The following is a 23,767-nucleotide window of genomic DNA, read 5'->3' as shown; positions in this document are numbered from 1 at the left end:
CAAAGACTTTCCATTAAGCCACATCCATCATCGGACGGGTCCTCGATTTCGGTAACTCTCGCCCTGTTTCCGCCATGTGCGCAATCACCTCCTCCAGCACCTTATTCAGATCCTGAAAGACCTGAACAGGATCATCCCCGTGAATCCCCGTGATGAGATCCGGGCACTTGCCGATGTAGGCTTGATCCTCTTCGGACCACTCCACCCATTTGTGATATTGATCGATTGCTTTCATGATCCAACTTCTTCGATCGCCTTCTTGATTTGCTTCTCCTGATACGGCTTGGCATCCCCATTCTCCTTACCACTCAAGGTTACCGCTCCCGGAAACCCATGATGGAAGAACTTTCGATGTGAGCCTTTTCCTGCTCCGGCTACCTGTTCGAAGCCAGCATTGCGCAGGTCCTTGATCAGATCCCGATCTTTCTTGGCACTGCAAACCCTTAGCCGAACAGCCTGCTTCTCGCAAGTTCACGATTCAGACCACCCTTTTCAAACTCGACATCCCCGCCCTCATTGCCCAACTTCCCTCCGCGATGACTCTCATCCTCAGCGGCCTCCTTGAACTTCCCGCCCTCCTTCTAGGGCTGGCCACCCGCTGATTTTCCCTCTTTCCTACCGCCCGTAAACACGGCCTGCCGCTCACCAGCGGCCACCCCGCCTCCTTGGCAAACCATCGACTTTTAATTTTTCCCACTTTCCCATGAATCCATCCGCCATCTCGAAATACCGCCCGTTTCCTCCGATCCAGCTGCCTGATCGCAGCTGGCCGGACAAGGTCATCGACCACGCCCCGATCTGGTGCTCCGTCGACCTGCGCGACGGCAACCAGGCGCTTCCGCAACCGATGTCGATCGAGGAAAAACTCGAGTTCTTCCACCTGCTGTGCCGTGTCGGCTTCAAGCAGATCGAAATCGGCTTCCCCTCCGCCGCCGACACCGAATTCAACTTCTGCCGCCGCCTGATCGAAGAAAACCGCATCCCCGAGGACGTCACCATCCAGATCCTCGTCCAGACCCGCGAACACCTGATCCGCCGGTCCTTCGAAGCCATCGCTGGTGCGAAACGGGCGATCGTCCATATCTACAACTCGACCTCCCCACTGCAGCGCCGCGTCACCTTCGGAAATGCCAGCCGTGAAACGATCCGCGACCTCGCCATCGATGGCGCCAAGCTGGTCAAGGAGCTCGCCCCAACCATTCCGCAAACCGAAGTCGTCCTCCAGTACTCTCCCGAATCCTTCTCCGACACCGAGCTGGATTTCGCCCTTGAGTGCTGCAACGGCGTCATCGACGTCTGGCAGCCCACGCCGGAAAAGCGGATGATCATCAACCTGCCGGACACCGTCCAGTGGGCGACTCCGAACATCCACGCCGACATGATCGAGTGGATGTGCCGGAACCTGAATCGCCGCGACTGCATCGACGTCTCGCTGCACACCCACAACGACCGCGGCACCGGCACCGCAGCCACCGAGCTCGGCCTGATGGCTGGTGCCGACCGCGTGGAAGGCACCTTGTTTGGCAATGGCGAGCGCACCGGTAACCTCGACATCATCAACGTCGCGCTGAACATGAACAGCCACGGCATCGAAACCGGCCTGGATTTTTCCAACCTGACCGAGCTGAGAAACGTCTACGAACGCGTCACCCGCATGACTGTTGGCGAGCGCCACCCCTATGCCGGCGAACTCGTCTTCACCGCCTTCTCCGGCTCCCACCAGGACGCCATCAAGAAGGGCCTCGACCTGCGCGAAAAGGAAACCAAGGAAGAGCCCAACATCGCCTGGGGGGTTCCCTATCTCACCATCGATCCTCAGGATATCGGTCGCTCCTACGAAGCGATCATCCGCATCAACTCGCAGTCCGGAAAAGGCGGTATCGCTTACATCCTCGACCGCGAGCACGGCCTCGACTTGCCGAAAACCATGCACCCGCAGGTCGGCAAAACGATCTACGACCTGGCCGACAAGCAGGGCCGCGAGCTCAATGCCGACGAGATCCGCGACGCCTTCCACGAACTCTTTGCCAACGTCGAGTCGCCGCTCGCCGTCACCGACTACGAACTGGTCCACCACACCAGTGAAAAGGGCCGCGTCGATTGTACGGCGACGATCGTACTTGAAGGCAAGGAAATGCAGATCAAGGGAAACGGCAATGGTCCGATCAACTCCTTCGTGCACGCCTTGGAAAACGCGGACCTGAAGGACATCAAGGTCACCGACTACCGGTCCCACGCCGTGCGCGGCGGCTCGGATGCGAATGCCGCCGCCTACGTCCAGGTCCAGCACGATGACGGCCGCATCCTCTGGGGCTGCGGCATCGATCCCAGCATCGAAATGGCCGGCCTGAAAGCCCTCGTCACCGCCTGGAACCTGCTCCGCTGAAAAATGACCTGAGCCCTTTCCTCACCACGGAAAGCAGGATAGGATCCTCAAACGATGATCGAGAAAACGCAGCGCAGGTCGTCCCTGAAAGAGTTCCGGGAGAACCGAACGGGAACTCAGGACCTCGACTACGTCTCGCGCCTCAACGCCATGGCGGTGATCTGCCGCACCCATCAAGATGAAGGATCAACTCAACGAAGACTTTCTCGCGTTCATCGAATTGCTCGAGGCAAAAAACGTTGAATACCTCATCGTCGGCAGCTACGCGGTCGGACTCCATGGCTTCCCCCGCTACACCGGAGACGAGCATCTGGTCGCCGCAAGGACCTGATCGACCTCGATGAGCTTTCCGGCGATCATGCTTGAGGCACGCCACCCAGAATTATGCCCTCCCACTCACCCCGCTCCACCCAACTCGACGGCTGGCGTGCGGTCGGGGTGCTCGGAGTGATGTGGCTTCACTGGGCTCCCCGCGCCTGGCGTGGTCCGTTGCCCTTTGAGATCGGGCTCTATTTTTTCCTCACCCTCAGCGGATTCCTCATCACCCGCATCCTGCTCAAGGAACGCCGCCTCGGCGAAGAAAGTGAACGACCTTGGAGGTGGTCCACTTTCCGGACTTTCCAATCACGTCGTGCCCTGCGGATCATGATCCCCTGTTACCTCGCGATGCTCTTTGCCATCGCCGCCCAGGCACCGGACATCCATGATCATCCGTGGTGGTATTTCACTCACCTCTCGAACTTTCACATCGCGCTGCTCCCGCAGTATCCCAGCGGCACCGCCCACTACTGGACCCTCGCGATCCAGCAGCAGTTCTACCTTCTCTGGCCGATCTTCATCTTCCTGCTCCCGCGAAAATGGCTCGGTGCCTTCTTCATCGCCTGCATCGCCACCGCGCCGATCTCGCGTGCCGTGCTTGAGAACCACTTTCCCGCCGTCCAGCACCCCAGCGCCGTGACCACCAGCGCCCTCGACTACCTCGGCACCGGCAGCCTGCTCGCGCTGATTTTTTCGAAGGGCGTCCAGCCGGGTGACCGACGCCTCAACCTAACAGGCTGGATCACCTTCGCCTGCTACCTGCCACTCTACTGTCTATCAGAGGCCGGGATTCAGCTGCCTGTCCTCGCACATCTCCAACAGACCTTCCTCTCTTTCGCCATGATCGCCCTGATCTCCGCGACCCTCGCCGGCCTGCCGGGCATCATCGGCCGACTCCTCGAAAGCCACTCGATGCAGCACCTTGGAAAGATCAGTTACGGCCTCTACCTTTTCCACGCCACCATCCCCATGGCGCTCGGCTGGATCGTTCCCTTCCTTTGGAATGGCGGTGATTCGCAAGTCATGCTCGGCCTGCGCATCCTCGTCTTCGCGCTCGCCTCCTGGGCCATCGCCTGGCTTTGCTGGCGCTACGTCGAAGTGCCCCTCGCCAAGGTAAAACAACGGCTTCAATGAAGTCTGTTAGAGGACGGAATCCTACGTGGAAGCGTGGAATGCCTCTCTTTATTAGCGTGTGATCCGTGTCTTCCGTGGTTTTAATGTTGCAATCACGGACATGAAAACCCTCCTGTTTCTCCTCTTCACCCTCACCGTCCTCCACGCCGAGGACCACTGGCCGGCCAAGCCCTATGCCCATGTCGTCGCCTACTGCTACGATTTCACCAAAGACCCTCGAGGGACCTCGATCATCTTCAAGGACGGCACTCACCACGCTGGCATCATTGCCCCCTTCACCCTGCTGCTGGATGCCAAGCAAAGATCAAAACTCGACACTTTGCTGAACACGCCTTTCAAAGGGGTTCCGGGTGACGTCGATTGCTACGACCCCCACCATGCCTTCGTCTTCTACGATGCCAAATGGAAGCCCATCGCGTGGATCGATATTTGCTTCCTCTGTGATAACTTCTCGGCCGTGCCAAACCTCCCGAATGCACCGATCGACCTCCCCAGATTGGAAAGATTCGTCCGGGAGCTTTCCCTTCCCTTCTTCGAATCCGAAGCCGCTTACCAGGAGCTCTTCAGCCAGCACCACACCCTCACCCCGAAAGCTCCCCGACCTGCGTCGGATGAAGTCGACCCCTTCGCCCCCCCTGTTTCCCAATAATTTCACCCCCCTTTCCGGGTATCCATAGAAATGGGGATACTCAGAAGCGCAACTGGCTCTAGGATTCCCACAAAATCCTTATGAGACCCCTTCGATCGCTCACCTCAATCGTCGTGTTGCTTCTCAGCAGCGCATTGTCCCCATCGTCATCTGCTGAACTACCGGAACTGCAGGAGAAGGAATGGTTTGGTTGCTTTGCCGGCTTCAAGAACAGCGAGGTGCGTTTCACGGTCAGCACGACCGGGGAGCTCACCCTCGAACCGGTCTACGAGGACGGCAACCCACGATCCTATATTAGAATGCCCGTGAGCTGGGGCATTGAGGTGACCATGCCAAACGGGCGCAAGGGGCTTCAAACAGTCATTCCCGGATCTCTGGAATCAGAAGATGAACCCACCGACGAACTCGAGCGCCTGACCCTACGTGGTAAGTTCGAAGGCGGCGCCGAAGCCCAGCTGATCATCGAGCAGAAACGTGGCACCATCTCAATCGGCGGACGCATCACCCATAATGGAACCTATCTACCGGAGAACATTCAGTTCCAGGTTTCGGCCCGCGTTCTGAACTTTTACGGTCACAACGAAATCAAGTTGAAGGACGATCCCAAAGCCTTTGAGGCCCTCATCATCGAGGATCTTACCGAACTCAAATGGACCAATGGCAAGCGACAGCGACTGAACTCCGTCGAGCCACGTGACATGGCGAGCGAAGAGGTCAACGGGCCGGGCATTGCGGAAGTTGAAGTTTCGATCAAAGCGATTGACCGCCAGTTTCTTTTTGAAGCGACCGGAGATTCCATGATCACCATGTCAAACCGCCAGGGAGCGGCACTTCATCAGGGAATGCTTGTGAATTGGGCCCCTCTTTCAGGGAAGGACCCGAAGTCCACCGCACGGCTGGCGATCTCCGTCGAGTAGAAGACCTCTACTTTTTCTTCTTCTTTGGCGGTGCCGGCTTGTGCTCGTCGCCTTGAGGCATGATCGGCGAATCCCAGCCGGCGAGATCGGACGGCTTCACTTTCCGTGCGGCTCCGCCAAAGGAGAACGTATTCGGCGTGTAGGGTCCGACGAAGGCGATATCCAGATCTGGCTTGATCGACTCTTCAAGGCCTGCGGCCCAGAACATGCCATTGACGATCAACCGGCGATAATCTTCATCAAGGATGTCTTCGGAAGCTCCTTGAGTGGAGTGGAAGACCCGGTGCTTTTTACCGTCCTTGCTTGTGTAGTGCCGGGTCCAACTTGATGGCATGGCTGGTTTGCTGGTGTCTGGATCTCCATCCTTTTCCATGGAGACGAGCGGCTGAGACTTGGTCAACACAGTGAAGTCAGGGCCGGGTTCTCCGACGTAGGCACCTGCATGGCAGAAAGCGTTGTCGCCTACTCCCGAGAGGATGACGTTGTCTTTCTGGTCCTCGATGATTTGAGTTCGGGTCCCCTGGACATGGTTCTTCCCGTAGTGACCCACCCAGGTATTGCCCAACACCTGATGCCCGAATCCCTTCTCATAACCGTCGACTTTGGATTGGTAGTCATACTTTGCGTATGGAGAATCCGCTGGAATCTTGAAAGCATGCGAGGAAGTGCGAAGGCCGACCACCGGGCCGCCCCGTTCGAGATAGGATTCAAGATGAGCCATTTCCTCGGCAGGCGGATTGAGGAATCGCGCGAAGATCACGAAGAGATCCGCGTCATCGAGTGCCGCCAAGCCTGAGACATTGGATGATCCGGCCTCGATGTAACCTTCCTTATCAACCCCAAAGACCACGGTGCATTTGAAGCCATGGTGCTTCGCAAGGATGCGCGCGAGGGCCGGGCTGGTTTCTTCGGTGCGGTACTCGTGATCGCTGGCAAGAAAGACCACATGCTTTCCCTTACCCGGCCCCTCGGTGCCTTCATAAGTGATCGAAGTGCTGGCTTGGACTCCCGCGGCACCCAACAGGGTAACGAGAAGAGTCGTCATCGGTTTCATCAATTTCATGTTCTGAGTTTTTGGATTTGAGGCTGGGGGAGAGTTCTATTTCGCAGTCTCCATGGGATGGTCCTTGAGAAGTTCTTCCGGACTCCAGAAAGTATTTCGTTTGCTGTGGGCCGCACGAACTTTCTCCACGGCATCCGGCTGAACCGCCGGACCCTCGTTGCCCCATGAATTGCGGACATAAGTGAGAACGGCGGCAACTTCCTCGTCGTTGAGGAGCTCGGCGAAGCGGGTCATTGGGGGCACGCCGCCCTCGGGACCATAATGCTTGCCTTTTACCGTGATCGGGCCCCAGAGACCATGAAGGGTCAGCTTGATCAAACGTTCGTCGCTTCCCTGAACCCACTCGCTGCCGGCGAGCGGAGGATAGGCCGGAGCAAGTCCTTCGCCATTCGGCTGATGGCAGGTCACGCAGTGGGCATCACGATGATATACTTCCGCACCCTTCGCATAGGTCCGGCCATCTTCCTTGTTGAGGTGCTTGGGCTTCCTGACGCGCGGCGTCTCGTCTTCTTCCTCGGGAGGTGCTTCGCCCGCTTTGGCAGGGTCCGCCGGCCCCCACAAATGCTTCACCGTGGCGGCCGCGATCCGCGCGTGAGGGTTCGGGGAATCGAGCACCACCTGAAGCAGGTCTTCGTTCTTCACATTGTGCTGCTGGTGCACCCAAAGCGCTTCCAGCAAGTGATGAGCGTGCTCGTCTTTCTTCGGGTCGAAGGTCTTGACCCACTCCGATACGGCGCTGATCACTTCCGCCGTATTACGCTCACTGAGCTCAACGCGGGTACGATGGCGAACATCGTCGATGGGATGTTCGAGATTCCGGAGTAGTTGGGAAATCGGCAAACCATCAATCGCGACGTTCTTCTGCAAGGGGCGATCCTCGTAAACCATGCGGTAGATCCGGCCGTGTTGCTTATCACGTTTGGGATCGCGGATGTTGTGCTGCATGTGCCCGATGATGATATTATGCCAGTCCGATATGTAGAGGGCTCCATCGGCACCGAAGACCGCATCCGTCGGACGGAAATTCTTATCGGCGCTTCTGAAGAAGTCATCGGTGGGCGTGCCCCAGATTTCGCCCAGCTTGTAGTTGATCTTCCCCTTCTTGAAGCCCTCGCGATGGAGATCATAGCGTTTCGCGCCAAGATAACCGATGACATTCATCAGAAGGAAATCCTGCTGGATCTCCTCGGGAAAGTTGCTGCTGGAAATAATAGCATCCGAAGTCACGGGGCGGACTTCCTTGTCAACCAGCGGGAACATTTTGAACCCATCTCCATGCGGACGAACCTGATAGGATCTCCCTCCGGTTCCATCATTGGCAAACTGATAGCCCCAGTAATCAAAACTCGTTCCGTGAGGGTTCGGGCTATTCATCGCGTGGAGCGAAATCGTGTAGCGACGGGGATCGAAGCGGTACATCGCCGAGTTGCCCGTCTTGAGCGCGGGTCCCCATGGATGCTCGTAGGCATTCCGCAGAAAGACGCCGCTTTGCCAGTAGATCGCTCCGTCGGGACCGTAGATCAAGTTATTGGCGGAGTGATGGGTATCCGCCGATCCGATTCCCTGCAGGAGAACCACGCGGACATCCGCCACATCGTCGCCGTCGGTATCCTTGAGAAAAAGCACATCGGGCTGGGAGGTGACAATCACTCCCCCATTCCAGAACTCAAAGCCAACGGGATTGTGGACTTTCGCAAATTCGATCGCCCGATCCGCTTTGCCGTCTCCATCGTCATCCGGAAGGATGAGAATGCTGTCGGTCATTTTCTTCATCGGCTCCCACATCGGATAGGTGCTCCAGCAAGCAGCCCACAAGCGACCTTTGGTATCGACCTGCATCTGCACCGGGTTGATCAATCCGGGGATGCTTTCCTCGTCGGCGAACAGGTTCACCTTGAAGCCTTTCGGCACCTTGATCTTCTCGATCGCCTCCTCTCCTCCAAGATACTTCTCGGAACCTTCCTTCTCCGGCTTCGAGCTCCGGCTTCCCCCTCCGACGTTCGAAACCACCGGGACTGGAGGAGGGACATTGGAATCATCAATCTTATAACTGCTCCCTTTGGCCGCCGCCCAGATGGCCGGATCACGGTTGGCGGTGAGGACGTCGAGCATCTTCAGTTCATGCTGCAGCACCTCACCATTCGTTTGCCCGTCGACAAAAGCGAGCTTCGAGCGGCTACCCCAAATGTCGTTTCCGTCCGTCGCGCGATAGCGGCAATGCCAGTGCCAGTTCTTGTCGAGCACCGCTTGGCGGACGGGTTCGAGCGATTTGCTGATCGTCGGCGGCGTTCCTGTTAGTCCGTATGCGATCACCCAGGCCAACTGCTTGTTCCCTTCCGGTAGCAGGTGGACGCCATTGAGTGTCAGAGGAGACTTGGCCTCGGCATAGAGCTCCCTGCTTGGATTGAACAGATCGACGAAGGCGACGTCCTTCTGCTCGGCCACTTCAGCGATCGCCTGTGTGTAAAGCGCAAGGTTGCGGTTATTGGCCGTGCCGTCTGGAAGATTCGGATCCTTCAGGTCTTCGTGGGCAATGGGTGAGAAGAGCACGAAACGTGGCGCCGACTCCCCGTTGAACTTCAGCCCGCGGTACTCATCAATCATTCCTCCGAGATCCTTTTTAAATCCCGGAACCCCTTTCTCCCCCGCAAACGATTCATTGTAGCCAAAAAACACGAACAAAACATCCGCCTTGCAGTGAGTCAGATACTGCACGTCGGCCATGAAATCCTTGCTACGAGGGCGTGAAGAAACGGTATCGCCGGAATGCGCAAGATTCCGAAAGTGCAACTGATGGTCGGGCAACTCGCTTTGAATCACCGTCTCCACCCATCCATCGTGTTGCATGCGGTCACCCAAACCATTTCCGATAAGGCAGATTGTATCCGATTTCTGCAATGGGAGCTGGGCATGGACCACCGAGGCTCCAGCAAACAGGGTCCATGCGATGGCTGAAGCTTTGGCGAAAGAACAAATTGGGTTCATGAATTTTGACCGACGTTTAAGGTCGAGTCAGGTAACGCCTAACCGCTGCGCAATCTGTCACCATAAGAAGCTGGAATGCGCGATTTAGTGCTCACCATGGTAACCTCAGAGTGGTCAACCCGGAATCGGGCACGGAAACATCGAACGCCTTCCGGGCATCCCCCGAGACGATCAAGTTAGGGAGAGAATCGGCTCCAGCTGAATTTTTTCGGACCAAGATGGATTGGATCCCTGTCGCCAAGGCTATGGCGGGACAGGTGGGTAGGATTTTGAAATCATTGCCCTCAGTTCAGGCTAGAATTGAGGTTCAACCATGACGATCATCACCAAGATATTGGATTTCGTTGTCTTCATCCTATTTATCCCATCCATCCTGGTCCAATTTCTTCCCTTAGCTTGATCGCCCTGGGCATCCCCCCCGATTGCCCTATGGCAACGTCTTGATCCGGCACCGCAACTTTCGCCGTCGAGCGTGGTTAAGGAAGGATTATCGATGTGACCTCCCGTTGTGTCGACGCGTGCTGTTTAAAAATGTTCGAACCATCACAATACCATGAAATGGAACTTAGTTTGCATCGGCGCCCTGCTCATGGGCCTTCCCTCTTGTACTGAGGAAAAGGAGGAAGTTTCGGCACAGGACACAATTCCGAGTCGCCCGGCTCCTCCCAGTCGCTCGAGCAGCTTGAAGCCGACCCGGCCAGTTGAGCTGAGGAGCCCTGCAACGCGGCCCTCGATCAATCCAGCACCCGAACAAACCCCGTTAACTCAGGAGGAGCTGGATGCTCAGAAGCTGGAACGCGAAGCGCAGCAAGTGGAGCGGGAAGCCCGCCGAAACGAGCAACGTGAGCAACGGGCGGCGCAGATGACCGAACAGATCACCAGCCGGCTGAAAAGCCAGGACGCGGATGGCGACGGCCTGCTTTCCATGGAAGAGGTCTCCGATCGAATGAAGTCCCGATTCGGTGATGCCGACGCCAATGGGGATGGCTACCTCGATGCCTCGGAACAAGATGCGGTTGTCCAGGAATTCTCCAAACGAATGAGCGAGTCCAACCGCGGCAGGGGAGGAAGAGGATTTGAAGCAGGATCTGCCGATGGCAGGCGGGGCGGAAGAGGTGGCGGAGGAGACGGGGGACGTCGTTCCAGTCGAGGAAATTAGGGGGCATTCCTTGCCCCACTTGTCATGGGGCGATCCAACCAGCGACACAGCCTTTAGGTACAAGAAAACGGCTCCGCCAAGGCGGAGCCGCTTCCCACGAGTTCGACCCACATCCGGATCAGAGTAATCCCCTACGGTTGAGTCGCATTTGCCACGACGACATTCAGACGGGCGAAAAGTTTCCCATCCATTGCAAGGTCCACAGGGAGACTTACACCGACTTTATCGATACCCACTCCGAAAAAGTCGTCACTCTCCGTCGTTGTGATCCCGTCGACACCACTCACGGCCGTTTTCCATCCGATGAGGTCATTACCATATTCAACTATGATGGAAGTATTGGGATCAATGTGAGCCATATCGGAGCGTCGGAATTCAAATATCAATTCCGCACCGGTAGAACTCACGATTGGCGCCATGCCTGCATCGTCGGAACCATCGGTCGGATCTCCACCCACAACGTACTCGATCCCAGTCGCCAGACCTCCTTCGTCAAAGTCAAGCGATGGATCCGGATCACTCAGACCGGGAAAGCTCGCCAGCCACGCGTCGAAGAGGCTTCCCCCGCCCACCTGAATCGCACCGCTTCCGGTGATGAAGCCATTCGAATTGCCCTGGGTGTAGGTTCCGGCCGGCATTTCCTCACCATCCATGATAAGGATGCTGACGACATCAACACTCCCGTGATTGAGCTGAAGCTTGCCCTCCGAGAAAATCTCAACGACGGATTCGTCCGCCAAATCCGGGGAATTCATGGCGAGTGTCCCTGCGAAAATATAGGTATCGCCGGTGTAACTGGTCGGAGTGCCACTCAGGTTGTTGAGCGTGAGAATCCCAGTGCCATCCTTCTCCAAAGTGGTCGGGGTTTCACCATCAGTGATTCGGCCCTGATACTCGGTGTCGATATTTTGATAAACCGTGAGCGTGCCACCCCCGGTAATATTAACATCACCACCGACGCCCAAAGTATGAGTGGCGATCGAAGCCACCCTTTGATCATAACCGTTGAGGTCGAGCTGAGCCGTGGAGTTACTGACATCGACATAGCCAAACGTCACGGCGGATTCATGCGGCAGAGCGTCGTCAGCACCCAGCTTCACGCTCGCATCGAAGTATAGCTGAGTGGCACCCCAGTAGTTATCCGAAGCGTTCAAACTGATGACATTTCCCTGATCAAATCCGGAGCCGGCGAAGTTGGTTCCAGAGCCTGCGAAAGTCATGCTGCCCGTACCAATATCGATCAGGGAATCCACCTGGATATCCCCCACCAGAATATTGCTTCCGGTACCACTGATCTCGCCAGACAAGACGAGCAAGCCGGTGCCATCCACCGTCTCGATGCGACCACTCGTCATGGTGATGGCACCCGTGACCGTGTTCTCTCCATTGCTCCGTAGTGAACCACGTCCACCGCCGCTGCCGGTGATGGCAATCGGCTCAGCAAGCGTGATCCCGCCCTCGATGCTCAATGCGCCACCGTTGAGGATCTTTGTATTGCCCGTTATGGCTCCGAGGGAGGAGGCATGAGTGACCTTCAGGACCCCACCGACAACCGTCGTCACACCCGTATAAGTGTTCGCACTGGCAAGCGTGAGCACCCCCGTGTCTGACTTGCTGATCCCGGTCGTGCCGCCGATTGAGTCGCCTGAAAAATGATAATCCGCCGAGGATTCCACCTCAATGCTTCTGGGAGCAACGCCTCCTGAGATCACCACCGAACTTGCATTTGCCGTGAGAAACGAAACACCATCACCATCCTGGTAGGTTTCACCCGACCAACTATCGGAGTCAGGATTCGTCCAATCGTTGTTGGAGCTTCCGTCCCATGCAAGTGGAGGCCCCGGCGGTGCCGCCACCGTCAGAGTACCAGTGCCCGAAATCAGGGCATTCCCGACAATAGGCGCGGCAGATCCGGGCGCACCATACTCACCAGGCGGCAACGGTCCCGAACCCAGGTCGAGGGCGAACACCGTGTCAGTCCCGACGTAGTTCAGGTTCAGTGAACCAGCATTGGTGGAGCTCACCTTGACGGTGCCGAAGTCGGAAAAATCAGAGCCGGATTGGGATTCCACAACGCCGTCCAAAATTTCGAAGGTCCCGGTCGTGGTGGACGAATAAGTGGTATTCAGATTGTTCAATACCAAAGTGCCCGCTCCATCCTTGACCACATTCGTCGGCGTCGCACCATCGGTGAAGCGGCCGTTGTATAGGCTATCGAGGTCGCCACCAATCGTCAGAGTGCCGCCGCCGGTGATCTCCTGGTTCACTTCGGCCAGTGCTTCATCCGTCGCGGTATCCGACTGACGAACAATTTGTCCGAATGTCTGGCTCGTTCCGTTCAAATCAAGCTTGAACCCGGAATTCGTGGCATCGGTAAACCCGGCACCGAAAACGAGATCACTGTTCCAGGCATGGTCGATGCCGGAACCGACCTTCAAACCCACGGAGCCAAAGGCCATTCTCAAGCGAGTCAACTGGTTGCCAGCCACGTTGATCTCATGGCCGGAGTTCGACGTTAGCGCCAGCGTACCATCCGGGGAATTGATGGGCACGGTATCGATGATGAGCGCCTGGTTGAAGGAAGCCACGTCAGTGATCTCCAGACCACCCGACAATTGCAGGGTTCCTCCGCCACGGGTATCAAGATCCGCCGCATCAACCGAGAGAAGACCTGTCACCTGCGTGGTAGTTGCAGCCAGGAGGTTGATGTTGCCACTACCGCTCTTGGCGACCACATCAATGTCGTCGGCGATGATGCCGCCCATGAGGTGAAGTTTGCCAGTTGAAGTCACGACCGTCTGGCCATCCGTTGATCCCAGGCCCGCAGCATCCTCGACGAACAGTGTTCCGTTGGAGACCGTCGTCACACCGGTGTAAGTATTGGGAGTGGCGAGAGTGAGACTTCCCTCGCCAGACTTGGTCAGGCCGAAGGTCCCGCCAATCGGGTCGCCCGTGAAGACGTAGTCCTTGCCAAGGGTATTGTTTACCAGAACGCCTGAGGGCTCGATGGCGCCCAGGATCGTCACGGTTCCAAAGCCCGTATCGCCAAAGGTTGCACTGTCACCATTGGTGAAGGTTTCACCGGACCAGCTGGTCGAGTCCGGGTTCGTCCATGTCAGGTCGTCGCTTCCGTCCCAAGTCGTCCCCGGCACCGTGAGAGTCACCACCACATTATTCCCTTCCAGAGAGATCTCAGAGTCCAGGCCAGGAAATGGTGCGGTGACCGTTGCTGCCAAAGGTGCAATATTATTGGCTCCAGGCGAGGTGATGAGATTGATCACGCCGGGGCCACCTTCATAGTTGGAGCCGTCGACGTTCACCGTCACATTATTCAAGCGCATATACCCTCCGATGGTGATCGGGCTCACTCCAGTCGAATCAAACTCGTAATTGATCTCCACTCGACGCCCGTCGTTGGCGATGTTGAAATTGTCGAGGTTGATGGTGGCGTCATCTCCGGTAATATTGAAAACCAGTCCGCCGTTTCCGAAGGTCTGGCCACCAACGGCACTAAAGAGCCCACCGCTGATATTAATGACTCCGCGGAAAGCGATGGTATCGATGCCGCCGATGGCCCCGTCCACGATGAAGCTGCCGCCGGTGAGGTTGAGGATGCCGGTGCTTCCCGGATTCATCACGTTGAAGGTGGTGCCGCCCGGTATGGGATCCGTGAGGGTGACCGTTCCGGACGAAACATTGAATTGCCCTCCCGCAAGGCTTAGACCTGTCGGAGAAGTGACCGTTCCACCCATCACATTGAAGCTATGACTCGGGTCCGCACCCACGGATATCCCACCCGTTGCGGTGAGAGTTCCTCCCGCTTTCACATTGAGGGTTCCCGTGTCGCTCCCGGCTCCTACCGTTAATAGCCCGGTCGTTTCCAGGCTCCCCCCTGACTCAATATTCAGTGTCGTCGAAAGGAATGTTCCATCCACCGTATTGCTAACAATAACGTCACCAACCGCTCCAAGCGCGGTCGTCACGTCAATAACCCTGTCCTGATTGAGTATAACAGTGTCGCCAATTCCGGGTAACACGGTCGACGCCGCATAGTCCGGTGGAGCAACGCCATCGTCGTTCCATTCGGACAGCGTGGACCAGTCTCCAGAAGCCGTCCGAAGATAGGTCGCGCCTTGCACGGTCACGGGTAGAATACCCGTCATGAGAATCGTCACAGAGACCCTCGCAAATGATAAATTCGAGGGTTTGGGTTTAGGTAGCTTCATTGTTTTTTGGGTTGCCTGAACACGAGCTCCAGGAGTCGAGCTCATCAAATAAATGTCAGATGATGCAGCATCACATGTCCGGAGATTCTGGAGTATCCCTATTTCATATGAGATGCCGGCATTTGCCCGTTCCCAGCCTGGAAGGAACGCTCAAGCAGCTCAGCGGGAAGTGGATGCCATCAGGACAAAACGAACGCAGCCAGAGCCGGGTAGCCCAGCACCGCCATGCCCTCCCTGAGGGAAAAGGAGCGCTCCCCCGGATGAACGAGGAATACCGAGTCCAGCCCAAGATCAGCTTTCGCGATGGTCATCGAGTGGGTCACCCGCGGCTCATCCGTTGTTTGGAAGTCGAATCCATACCGCCGCCCATCGCGCTCAATAACGACATCCATCTCGGCACCTCCGTGGGTTCTCCAGAAAAACATCTCGTCCGCCCTCAGCCTCAGCACGGATACCAGTTGTTCCATCGCAAAGCTCTCCCACGAGAGTCCCAGCAGGGGATTCGACTTCAGCCCTTCCATACCCGTCACCCCTAACAACTCGTGCACGAGCCCGGAGTCTCTCACGTAAACCTTCGGAGCCTTGACCATCCGCTTGCTTCCCGGAGGGATCAGCGGCGACAACTGTCGCAAAATTCCGCAGTCTGTCAGTAGCTCCAGATAGGCACGCGCGGTCGGGTGCGAAACACCCAACTCCTTCGCGATTGCCGAGCTGTTCCATGGCTGACCCTGATGGCGCGCCGTCAGGACCAAGAAGCGGCGCAAACGCTCTGCCGGAAGATCAATGCCCTGCCCCGGTAGATCTCGCCTAAGGAAAGTCTGGATGAACGCCTCCCGAAATCGCGCGCTCTCCCCATCCGTGGGAGCCATGAATGACTCCGGGATACCACCTCTCCACCACAGCCGGTCGCGATTCTCGAAACCCACCTCCCCCACATTCAGCCCGCCCAGTTCGATCACATTCATCGCAGGGTCCGTGATCGAGGCGACCTGCTTTCGCATCTCCCGCGACGCACGCCCCACCACCAGAAATCGCGACGGCCCACCCCAACTTTTCGCCCGATCGAGCAACAGCGGCAGAAGATCTGCCTGATAATGGAGCCCATCGATCACCACCAAGCCTCTCAATTTTCCCAAGGCCTCTCCCGGATTCTCAAAAATTGCCTGATCCATCGGATCCTCCAAATCGAAGAAGTTCTCTTCCTCCCATTCCAATAATCGAAGAAGAGTCGATTTCCCCATTCGAGGGGCTCCCCACAACACCGTCAGCTTGAACGCCCCCAGCGACTCTTCCACCAGCCGTAAAAAGTCCGAGCGTTCAAGGTCATTCATCTTTCATGAAATATGAAAGACGCCTTCCCAATTTTTCAAGATCCAAGTCGAATTCCTTGCCTTATTTTGAGAAATTTGTTCACACTCCTTTCATTTTTCCTGATTGATGGCGTGTTTCGTTGGCTGCGTCACTTCGTGGTTTCACCAGACGCCCATCTCCTTGAGCTGTTTCTCCGCGGCCTCCGCCCATCCTCTGTTTGCCGCCGGGGATGCGGGTGAAGGGTGCAAAATCTTCCCCAGCTTCGCCTCATAGCCGATTCGCCCGACCGCCTCCTTAAGCTTCTGCTCCGCGTAGGCCCCCACACCAATGAGGAATTCAGGTTTCAGAGTTCTAATCACCTGATCAAGATGCTCTTCGCAGGCGGCCTCCACTGGAGCCATTTCTCCCTTGGGAAGCTTGTCTGGAGTGATGTTCGCACCCGTTTCGCTCATCCAAACCAGCGGGCAGTAATTGGCCACGAAGTGCTCAGCAAAGAAGTCATCCGCTCGCGGAAATTTTTCAGCAAACAAGCCCCACAGTCTCCGGCCGCTCACCTCCGAACGCAGGCAGTCGAATCCATCGACTGGTCTTTTCGGGTGTTCCGGATCGGGTTTCGCCACCTTTCCGGAAATCCCCATCCAATCCCGCACCGCGGGAATCTCCCCAAATGGCACCCCCGTCTGCGCCATCCCATACGGCCCAGGATTCATCCCAAGCAGCAGCACCCGTTTCCGGGCTTTGCCGAAGCGCTTCAGATACTTCTCATGGGGAATCCGTGCGTAATCCGTCGGGAGATAAACATACGCCGCCTTCGAAAACGAAAGCGTCCGAAGCCGGTCCGCCTGCACCCGTGCTGCTTCAATCAATGCCTTGCTCACGACCCCAATCAAGCGGCCCTAAGCGATCGGCGCAATGCCAGGCTGCCTGCCAACGGGGCGACTCGTGCCCGGCCATATCACCGCCGATCGTTCCGGAGAATGTTCACCTCGCCACTTCGCCCTTCCATCCCACGCCATCTCGGCTCTGATAGATCCCAATGAATTCCACGCTCCCCGATTACGAAAAGCTCGGATCCTTCTACCTCGGCAAGGACTACGACCTTGAGACCAAAGAGGTCCGGGAGGAGCTCGTGATGTATGATTCCAGAGACCTCGTCACCCACGGCGTGGTTCTCGGCATGACCGGCTCGGGAAAAACCGGACTCTGCATCGCCCTGTTAGAGGAAGCCGCGATGGACAACGTTCCGGCAATCGTTATCGACCCTAAGGGCGATATCTCCAACTTGCTCCTCCAATTTCCCGAGCTCTCCGCCGAGGACTTCCGCCCATGGATCAATGAGGACGATGCTGCGAAGAAGGGAGTCTCGCCCGAGGAATTTGCCGCCAGGACCGCAGAAACGTGGAGGAATGGTCTCGCCGACTGGGGACAGGGCCCTGATCGTATCGCGGCTCTCAAGGAGAAGGTCGACATCAACATCTTCACCCCGGGCTCGAAAGCCGGCATCCCCGTCTCGATCCTCTCCTCCCTCGAGGCTCCGCCCTTCGAAATTGTGGATGACGGGGAACTGTTGGGTGAACGCATCGAATCCACCGTTTCCTCGCTACTCTCGCTTGTCGGTGTCGATGCCGATCCGATCCAATCGCCCGAAGCCATCCTGCTCTCCAACATCTTTGCCAGCGAATGGCGAGGCCAGCGCGACATCTCCCTGGAAACGCTGATCCGCCACATTCAGAAGCCACCTTTCGACAAGGTCGGCATCATCGACCTCGAGTCATTCTGCAACGCAAAGACCCGCCAAACCCTGGCGCTCAAGTTCAACAACCTGCTCGCTTCACCCGGCTTCTCCAGCTGGCTGGAAGGCCCGCCGCTCGACATCAGGAAGATGCTCCACGCGCCCGACGGCAAGCCACGCATTTCGATTTTCTCGATTTCCCACCTCAGCGACAGCGAACGCATGTTCTTTGTCAGCCTGCTGCTCAATCAGATGCTCGGCTGGATGCGTGCCCAGGGGGGCACCACCTCACTCCGCGCGCTGCTCTATATGGATGAAATTTACGGCTTCCTCCCGCCGACGGCCAATCCGCCGAGCAAGAAGCCGATGATGACGATGCTCAAGCAGGCACGCGCCTTCGGCCTCGGCTGCCTGCTCGCCACCCAGAACCCTGTCGACCTCGACTACAAGGCCCTTTCCAACATCGGGACATGGTTTCTTGGCCGACTCCAGACCGAGCGCGACAAGCTCCGCGTGCTCGACGGTCTTGAGGGTGCCGCCGGATCGCAGAACGCCAGATTTGACCGCGCCTCGATGGAAAAACTCCTCTCCGGCCTCGGAAACCGCGTTTTCCTGATGAACAACGTCCACGAAGACGGCCCCGTCCTCTTCCATGTCCGCTGGGTCATGAGCTACCTAACAGGCCCTCTCACCCGGGGAAAAATCAAGCGGCTGATGGATCCAAAACGGGGGGCTTTCGAGGACTCCGCCTTGGCTCCCAGCGGTGCAGCGAATTCCTCCAACCCCATGGCCATGCCTACGGCATCCACCGTACCTCCCAGCGCCCGTCCGATCGTGGGCAATGGCGTCATCGAGAAATTCCAGCCCGTCGCCGGCGCCAGCGATGGTGTCATCTACAGGCCACACCTTCTCCGGGTCGGCGCCGTCACCTTTTCTTCGGCCAAGGCCGACATCGAAACCACCCGCAAGGTCCGCATGGTCAATCCGATCACCGCCGATGGCATTGACTGGGACGAACAGATCCCACCCCCGCTCAATCCTGAAAACCTTGGCAGCGAACCTGATGACAGCACCGGCTTCGCCGAACTCCCCGGCTTCGCCATGAATGCCAGCAACTACAGGCAGGTCGACAAAGACTTCTCCGACTGGCTCTACCGCAACGAGCGAGCTGAAATCTTCGTCTGCAAGGACCTCAAGGAGTATTCAAAAATCGGCGAGTCCGAAGCGGAATTTCGCACCCGACTTTCCCACGCCGCCCGCGAAGCACGCGATGCCGCCGTCGAAAAGCTTCGCGACAGGACCCGATCAAAACTCAGCACCCTCGCCGATCGGCTTCGTTCCGCCGAAGCGCGACTATCCAAAGAGAAGGCCGAAGCCAGCAGCGCCAAAATGCAGGCCGCCACTTCCGTACTCGGTGGACTGCTCGGCGGTCTGTTAGGTCGAAAGACCCGTCGTTCCTCCAGCAGTGCGATCAGTCGTTCCACCCAGGCCTACAAGCAGCAACAGGACGTCTCGATGGCTGAAGACAAGATCGAAGGCATTCAGAATCAGATTTCCGAACTCGAAGCCACCCTCGCCACCGAAATCGCCGAACTGGATCAGGCTTTCGCTCCCACCGCACTCGACCTTGAGACCGAGACCCTCAAACCAACCCGGGCCAACGTTCAAGTCGACACCATTGGTCTCCTGTGGCTCCCCTACGACGAACGTGGCGACCGGGCTTGATAGCGGATGGCATGAAAGGCACTTCAAAGGATTGATGTTCATCAATCGAATCCACAGGATGCCCATACGATCCATTGGGATCAGACTCATCATACTAATCCAACTCCCCAACATTACCCATCCGATGCACCCATTCCTCAAAACCCTCCTACTCACTGTCTTCACTGTCACCGCTTTGTCTGCTGAGGAGGAGGCAGGCTTCGTCTCGCTTTTCGACGGCAAGACTCTTGAAGGCTGGAAGTCGGCCAAAAGCAAAGGCGAGGGAGATTACGGTCCCTTTTCCGTGAATTCCGATGAAAAGGCCATTCACGTCTACGCAGGGCAAGAGCAGGGATCCAAACAGAACAACGACTGCCTCGTCAGCGACAAGCAGTTCAGCCACTACGTTCTCAAACTCGAATACAAGTGGCTGGAAAACCGCCATGCCCCCCGCAGCGACTGGGATCGCGATGCCGGTCTGCTCTATCATGTGCACGGCGATCTCACCAAAGTTTGGCCCCTTTCCCTGGAAATGCAGATTGGCGAATCCCCCGGCGACAAGTCTCATGGCCCAGGAAACAAAGGCCGCTTCCACACCGGCGATCTGTTCGTTCTCGGCAAGGACCTGCGCGTTGATGTCCCGCGCAATGGAAAATACTACGAGGCTGGCGCGCCGTTGAAGAACGGCAAACATTGCGAAACGAAACTCGGTGTCGAAAAGCCCAAGGGCGAGTGGAACGAGATCGAAATCCGGGTCGATGGTGCCAAAAAAGCGACCTACCTCCTCAATGGTGAAGTCGTTTTCGAGCTGGAGAACTTCACCCAGAAGAACGCCGACGGTGAGAAGGTGCCCCTCGACAAAGGCCACCTCGGCCTGCAGGCGGAATGGGCGGAAATCCTCTACCGCAACATTCGCATCAAGGAACTTCCCGCTGAGTGAAGCGGAGCCGCAAACGCTCCCATTCCGCCTCCCCATCAATTTCATTAAGACGGCTCACAGAATGAGCCATCTCGAAACCCATGCGTACCCCGATGATGAGGAGTCGGACATGTCCTGATTTGCTGGCACCCCTTTTGGCTTTCCTGTTCTCGTCGATCTTTGCCGTCGCCGATCCCACGGATCGCCTGAGGGCCGAGCTTGAAAACGCTCACAAGGCATCAGGCGCCCCAGGCATGGCGGCCGCCACCTTCGATACCAAAACGATCCTCGCCCAAACCCAACTCGGCGTTCGAAGGGCCGACAAAAAGGGTGATGTCGAGGCGGGCGACCTGTGGCACATCGGCTCAGACGGCAAAGCCATCACCGCCACCCTGATCGCACGGCTGGTCGAGAGCGGGAAGTTGACTTGGAACACAAGCCTGAAGGAAATTTTCCATGATTCGGTTGGGAACCTTCATCCTCAAGCGCAGCAAATCACCATCCAGCAGTTGCTCAGTCACACGGCGGGATTGCCTGCAAATCCCCCTGACGACCTGATCAACGAAGCGCATGAGGCAGGCGATCGCAACATCCGCAAGCAGCGCATGAAGATCGCCATGGACGCTCTAACAAAAGCTCCACTGAGCACGCCGGGCACGACATTCCTCTACTCGAATACGGGTTACATCATTGCCGGAGCAGTGATCGAGGAACTCCTCGGAACCACTTGGGAAAAGGCGATTGCGAAGGAGGTTTTCTCACCATTGGGAATCAAGAGTGCGGGATTCGGCGCTCCGAGCGGGTCACAGCCGCGAGGCCACCAACTTTCGGATGACGGGAGCAGGCAAGCGGTGGAAGTCGGCTACGCCGGTGACAACCCCGCGATCTACGGCCCCGCTGGAGGCATGCATCTCTCACTCGCCGACTGGGTGGTCTTTCTACAGGATCAAATGCTCGGACATCAGGGAAAAGGTAGGCTCCTTGAGAAAGAGAGCTACCGGAAACTGCACCAGCCGATTCTGAACAATTATGCCATGGGTTGGCTCGCAGGAAAGGGCGGCAAGGTTCTCCAACACGATGGTTCGAATACCTACTGGTATGCCACCGTGACGCTCCACCTTGACACCGGCAGAGGCAGCGTCGCGGTGGCCAACGATGCCGGCCCGAAGACCGGCGCCGCCATGCACCGGGCCATGGCCCGTGCTCTCCAAGAATGACCAACGAGGTCAGCGCTTCTTGATGAGCGCCACCCAGTCCTTGCCATCAGCTTCCGGTGGCATCCCGAGCGAGTGCGCTCCTTTGCCCTCGGCGCTGATCGAAGTCACCTCGCCCTGCTGAAGTGCGCCGCCCTCGCGAGGATTGAACCACTGCAGCTGATACTCACCGCTTTCAAGTGTTAGAGAAATTGCGTTCCCCTTCTTGACCAGAACCACATAGGCCTGACCAGGCTTGGCAAGACAGTAGTCACCTTTCGCGCTCCTCCGGGTTGGGCCGTTATCGACGATCAGCTCGTCGTGACTCTCCATCTCGGCATAGGGCAGCCTGACTTCGTTGAAGAAATCGAGTGCCACCTTGCACTGGTCCCAGAACAAGTCCCGCGATCGCCAGTCCTCACAGGTGAGATCCGAGTGCGGATACTTGTAGCCGAAGTACCACTCCAGTCCCCAGGCTCCCGCCAGAAAAGCCCCCCACAAGCCGTTCTTTCGCGCGTCGTCGTGCTCTGCATCGACTTCATCAGGAGCCAGCGAGAACTGCGCATCACCCGGTTCATCCACCGCCACCGCCCAGATTTTCCCCTTCTTCTTCGAATCCTCAAGGATCCGCAGGACGCTGCCATGGACGTTGCTGAAGTCCTGCTGATTGGTTTGAAGGGATGCACCCGTGTAGTAGCTGTTAGGCCCGTAGAGATCATCGAACCAATTGCCGTTATGGATCACGATATGGTGATGGTAGGGGTCATGATCATGGAAGTACTCCGCCATCGCCAATCGCTGATGCGTGTACTGCGGCGGTGTCCGCTGCTTCGGCTGCCACTCGCCGATCTCCTCGCCCATGTTCCAGTTCAGCGCCGGATGGTGACCGAAGCGCGCGATCAGTTCGCGGTAGTAAAGTCGGCGGAGCGCCCCCAGCCCACCCCCATCGAGCAATCCCTGATTCTCGGCTTCCTGGGTTTTGAAATGAAGGAAGAGCCCCCGTTCGGTGGCATGCTCAAAGAGAATCTCCCACTGATCGAGCTTCGAGACATCCATTCGGTCATAGGTGTCGTAATCGATGTAAGGGAACACGTTCTGGTCATCACCCACGATCGTCAGTGTCAGAAATGAAAAAGCGTTCATCCCCTTCTCCTCGAGATAGTTGAGCGCGCCAATCAGCGCCTTGCCCTTGCCATCCCCCCAGGTCGGGTCCCCCTCCTTCCAGTCCTTGAGATGGGCTTCCCAGGTTTTGATCCCCTCATTCGGATGATCCGCGAAGGCCCCCTTGTTGTAGTGACCGTCGTCGTGGTAACTGCCGTCAAAGTCGGTGTAGGAGAGCAGGTTCTCAGGCGCATCCGGGCCACACTTGAAGAAGATCTCACCCGTTTCCGCGAAGCGCAGGTAGCGATCCCCCGAGACCTGAAGACGACCCTTTCCTCGGAAATCGCGACCCGTCTTATCCGTCTTGTCGACCGTGAACTTCCCCGTCTCTCCGTGCATGTAGCCCGTCTTCGCCGGCTTGGCGGGCTTCTTCCACTCGCTCACCGCCACATAGTCGTATTCATAGAAGCTCGCGGTGTAACTCCACTCGCCGATTTCATCCGGAGAAAAGTGCACGCGCCACTGATCGCCGCTCGTCGCCGAGGTTTGAGCTGCATTTCCATCAGCTGCAAAGTATCCGGGAACCGTGTAGGACTTGCCCGATGCCTCGTGCTTGAACTCCACGTTGAATCGGTAGTGGAGGAAAGGATTGGGATTCGCGGTCTCGGATGTCTCCGGCCCCGTGAAGGTCAGCGTGACCTTGTGCCACTTTTTCAGCTCCCCCGTAATCTTGGCTTGCTCCGAGGCCGAGGCGAGCGAACTCCCCAGCAGGAGGGTGAACAACAACGAGAGGGTTTTCTTAGATCGTAAGGTCATGGTCGTTTGCAATGGTCAGCGTCCACCATCCATCAATGGTGTCACACAAGTAGAGACGAACGAATTCCGCAAAAGGGTCAGAAATCTTCCAAATTCGCATTCTCCCTCCCCGAGACCTCATCGACCCGCAGGTGGAAGAATTCCTTGAAACAAG

Annotated in this window: 17 protein-coding genes; 9 read left to right on the top strand and 8 right to left on the bottom strand. The window is 57.2% G+C overall.

Translation table 11 applies throughout. The features are described 5' to 3' along the window. Window positions 1-13: 13 nt before the first annotated feature. Both ACFQY0_RS17920 and ACFQY0_RS17915 read right to left on the bottom strand, forming a co-directional pair. A complete protein-coding gene (locus tag ACFQY0_RS17920) occupies window positions 14-235 on the bottom strand; it encodes a pilus assembly protein HicB (protein WP_379715207.1) in 222 nt (73 codons plus the stop codon). Further along, entirely contained in the window at window positions 232-411 is a 180-nt protein-coding gene (locus tag ACFQY0_RS17915) for a type II toxin-antitoxin system HicA family toxin (RefSeq protein ID WP_379715366.1), read from the bottom strand. Before ACFQY0_RS17915 ends, ACFQY0_RS17920 begins: the two co-directional genes overlap by 4 nt. A gap of 292 nt (window positions 412-703) precedes the next feature. On the opposite strand from ACFQY0_RS17915, the gene leuA reads away from it, so the two are divergent. The 5 genes from leuA (at window position 704) to ACFQY0_RS17890 (ending at window position 5,404) form a co-directional block, all read left to right on the top strand. Then, window positions 704-2,386, top strand: coding sequence for a 2-isopropylmalate synthase (leuA, locus tag ACFQY0_RS17910; protein WP_379715205.1), 1,683 nt, complete (start codon window positions 704-706; stop codon window positions 2,384-2,386). A 178-nt stretch (window positions 2,387-2,564) separates the two neighbouring features. Further along, window positions 2,565-2,717, top strand: coding sequence for a hypothetical protein (locus ACFQY0_RS17905; protein ID WP_379715203.1), 153 nt, complete (start codon window positions 2,565-2,567; stop codon window positions 2,715-2,717). Window positions 2,718-2,770: 53 nt separating this feature from the next. Continuing rightward, entirely contained in the window at window positions 2,771-3,838 is a 1,068-nt protein-coding gene (locus ACFQY0_RS17900; RefSeq protein WP_379715201.1) for an acyltransferase family protein, read from the top strand. A gap of 100 nt (window positions 3,839-3,938) precedes the next feature. Beyond that, window positions 3,939-4,487 carry a hypothetical protein gene (locus ACFQY0_RS17895; protein WP_379715199.1) on the top strand — a complete coding sequence of 183 codons (549 nt, stop codon included), beginning with the start codon at window positions 3,939-3,941 and terminating at the stop codon, window positions 4,485-4,487. Between the two features lie 80 nt (window positions 4,488-4,567). Then, window positions 4,568-5,404 carry a hypothetical protein gene (locus ACFQY0_RS17890; RefSeq protein WP_379715197.1) on the top strand — a complete coding sequence of 279 codons (837 nt, stop codon included), beginning with the start codon at window positions 4,568-4,570 and terminating at the stop codon, window positions 5,402-5,404. Window positions 5,405-5,411: 7 nt separating this feature from the next. On the opposite strand, the gene ACFQY0_RS17885 is transcribed toward ACFQY0_RS17890, so the two are convergent. Next, complete coding sequence (locus ACFQY0_RS17885; RefSeq protein WP_379715195.1) at window positions 5,412-6,467, bottom strand: hypothetical protein; 1,056 nt, start codon at window positions 6,465-6,467, stop codon at window positions 5,412-5,414. A 36-nt stretch (window positions 6,468-6,503) separates the two neighbouring features. After that, window positions 6,504-9,452 carry a PVC-type heme-binding CxxCH protein gene (locus tag ACFQY0_RS17880; protein WP_379715193.1) on the bottom strand — a complete coding sequence of 983 codons (2,949 nt, stop codon included), beginning with the start codon at window positions 9,450-9,452 and terminating at the stop codon, window positions 6,504-6,506. 553 nt (window positions 9,453-10,005) lie between these two features. On the opposite strand from ACFQY0_RS17880, the gene ACFQY0_RS17875 reads away from it, so the two are divergent. After that, the gene (locus ACFQY0_RS17875) at window positions 10,006-10,611 is read left to right on the top strand and encodes an EF-hand domain-containing protein (RefSeq protein WP_379715191.1); all 606 of its coding nucleotides are present in this window, start codon (window positions 10,006-10,008) and stop codon (window positions 10,609-10,611) included. 131 nt (window positions 10,612-10,742) lie between these two features. On the opposite strand, the gene ACFQY0_RS17870 is transcribed toward ACFQY0_RS17875, so the two are convergent. The 3 genes from ACFQY0_RS17870 to ACFQY0_RS17860 form a co-directional block, all read right to left on the bottom strand. Then, entirely contained in the window at window positions 10,743-14,774 is a 4,032-nt protein-coding gene (locus tag ACFQY0_RS17870) for a beta strand repeat-containing protein (protein WP_379715189.1), read from the bottom strand. 242 nt (window positions 14,775-15,016) lie between these two features. After that, complete coding sequence (locus ACFQY0_RS17865; protein WP_379715187.1) at window positions 15,017-16,168, bottom strand: ATP-binding protein; 1,152 nt, start codon at window positions 16,166-16,168, stop codon at window positions 15,017-15,019. Window positions 16,169-16,309: 141 nt separating this feature from the next. Beyond that, entirely contained in the window at window positions 16,310-17,035 is a 726-nt protein-coding gene (locus tag ACFQY0_RS17860; RefSeq protein ID WP_379715363.1) for a uracil-DNA glycosylase family protein, read from the bottom strand. Window positions 17,036-17,184: 149 nt separating this feature from the next. Between ACFQY0_RS17860 and ACFQY0_RS17855 the strand changes: the two genes are divergently transcribed. From ACFQY0_RS17855 to ACFQY0_RS17845, 3 genes are all read left to right on the top strand, one after another. Further along, window positions 17,185-19,605 (top strand): ATP-binding protein, encoded by a 2,421-nt coding sequence (locus tag ACFQY0_RS17855; RefSeq protein ID WP_379715185.1) that lies wholly within the window; start codon window positions 17,185-17,187, stop codon window positions 19,603-19,605. Between the two features lie 124 nt (window positions 19,606-19,729). Beyond that, window positions 19,730-20,524 (top strand): 3-keto-disaccharide hydrolase, encoded by a 795-nt coding sequence (locus tag ACFQY0_RS17850; protein ID WP_379715183.1) that lies wholly within the window; start codon window positions 19,730-19,732, stop codon window positions 20,522-20,524. Window positions 20,525-20,658: 134 nt separating this feature from the next. Continuing rightward, window positions 20,659-21,720, top strand: coding sequence for a serine hydrolase domain-containing protein (locus tag ACFQY0_RS17845; protein ID WP_379715181.1), 1,062 nt, complete (start codon window positions 20,659-20,661; stop codon window positions 21,718-21,720). Between the two features lie 9 nt (window positions 21,721-21,729). Here ACFQY0_RS17845 and ACFQY0_RS17840 read toward each other — a convergent pair whose 3' ends face one another. Further along, on the bottom strand, window positions 21,730-23,613 hold the full coding sequence (locus ACFQY0_RS17840) for a DUF5060 domain-containing protein (protein WP_379715179.1): 1,884 nt from the start codon (window positions 23,611-23,613) through the stop codon (window positions 21,730-21,732). Window positions 23,614-23,767: the final 154 nt, after the last annotated feature.

The sequence above is a fragment of the Haloferula chungangensis genome, from assembly GCF_042664875.1.
Lineage (GTDB): Bacteria > Verrucomicrobiota > Verrucomicrobiia > Verrucomicrobiales > Akkermansiaceae > Haloferula > Haloferula chungangensis.
This window is presented reverse-complemented; position numbering and strand designations above follow the sequence as displayed.

Bases quoted from the DNA above. Each gene is read 5' to 3' on its own strand.
- ACFQY0_RS17920 (WP_379715207.1), bottom strand. From the start codon at position 235: ATGAAAGCAATCGATCAATATCACAAATGGGTGGAGTGGTCCGAAGAG.
- leuA (WP_379715205.1), top strand. From the start codon at position 704: ATGAATCCATCCGCCATCTCGAAATACCGCCCGTTTCCTCCGATCCAG.
- ACFQY0_RS17905 (WP_379715203.1), top strand. From the start codon at position 2,565: ATGAAGGATCAACTCAACGAAGACTTTCTCGCGTTCATCGAATTGCTC.
- ACFQY0_RS17900 (WP_379715201.1), top strand. From the start codon at position 2,771: ATGCCCTCCCACTCACCCCGCTCCACCCAACTCGACGGCTGGCGTGCG.
- ACFQY0_RS17895 (WP_379715199.1), top strand. From the start codon at position 3,939: ATGAAAACCCTCCTGTTTCTCCTCTTCACCCTCACCGTCCTCCACGCC.
- ACFQY0_RS17890 (WP_379715197.1), top strand. From the start codon at position 4,568: ATGAGACCCCTTCGATCGCTCACCTCAATCGTCGTGTTGCTTCTCAGC.
- ACFQY0_RS17885 (WP_379715195.1), bottom strand. From the start codon at position 6,467: ATGAAATTGATGAAACCGATGACGACTCTTCTCGTTACCCTGTTGGGT.
- ACFQY0_RS17880 (WP_379715193.1), bottom strand. From the start codon at position 9,452: ATGAACCCAATTTGTTCTTTCGCCAAAGCTTCAGCCATCGCATGGACC.
- ACFQY0_RS17875 (WP_379715191.1), top strand. From the start codon at position 10,006: ATGAAATGGAACTTAGTTTGCATCGGCGCCCTGCTCATGGGCCTTCCC.
- ACFQY0_RS17870 (WP_379715189.1), bottom strand. From the start codon at position 14,774: ATGACGGGTATTCTACCCGTGACCGTGCAAGGCGCGACCTATCTTCGG.
- ACFQY0_RS17865 (WP_379715187.1), bottom strand. From the start codon at position 16,168: ATGAATGACCTTGAACGCTCGGACTTTTTACGGCTGGTGGAAGAGTCG.
- ACFQY0_RS17855 (WP_379715185.1), top strand. From the start codon at position 17,185: ATGAATTCCACGCTCCCCGATTACGAAAAGCTCGGATCCTTCTACCTC.
- ACFQY0_RS17850 (WP_379715183.1), top strand. From the start codon at position 19,730: ATGCACCCATTCCTCAAAACCCTCCTACTCACTGTCTTCACTGTCACC.
- ACFQY0_RS17840 (WP_379715179.1), bottom strand. From the start codon at position 23,613: ATGACCTTACGATCTAAGAAAACCCTCTCGTTGTTGTTCACCCTCCTG.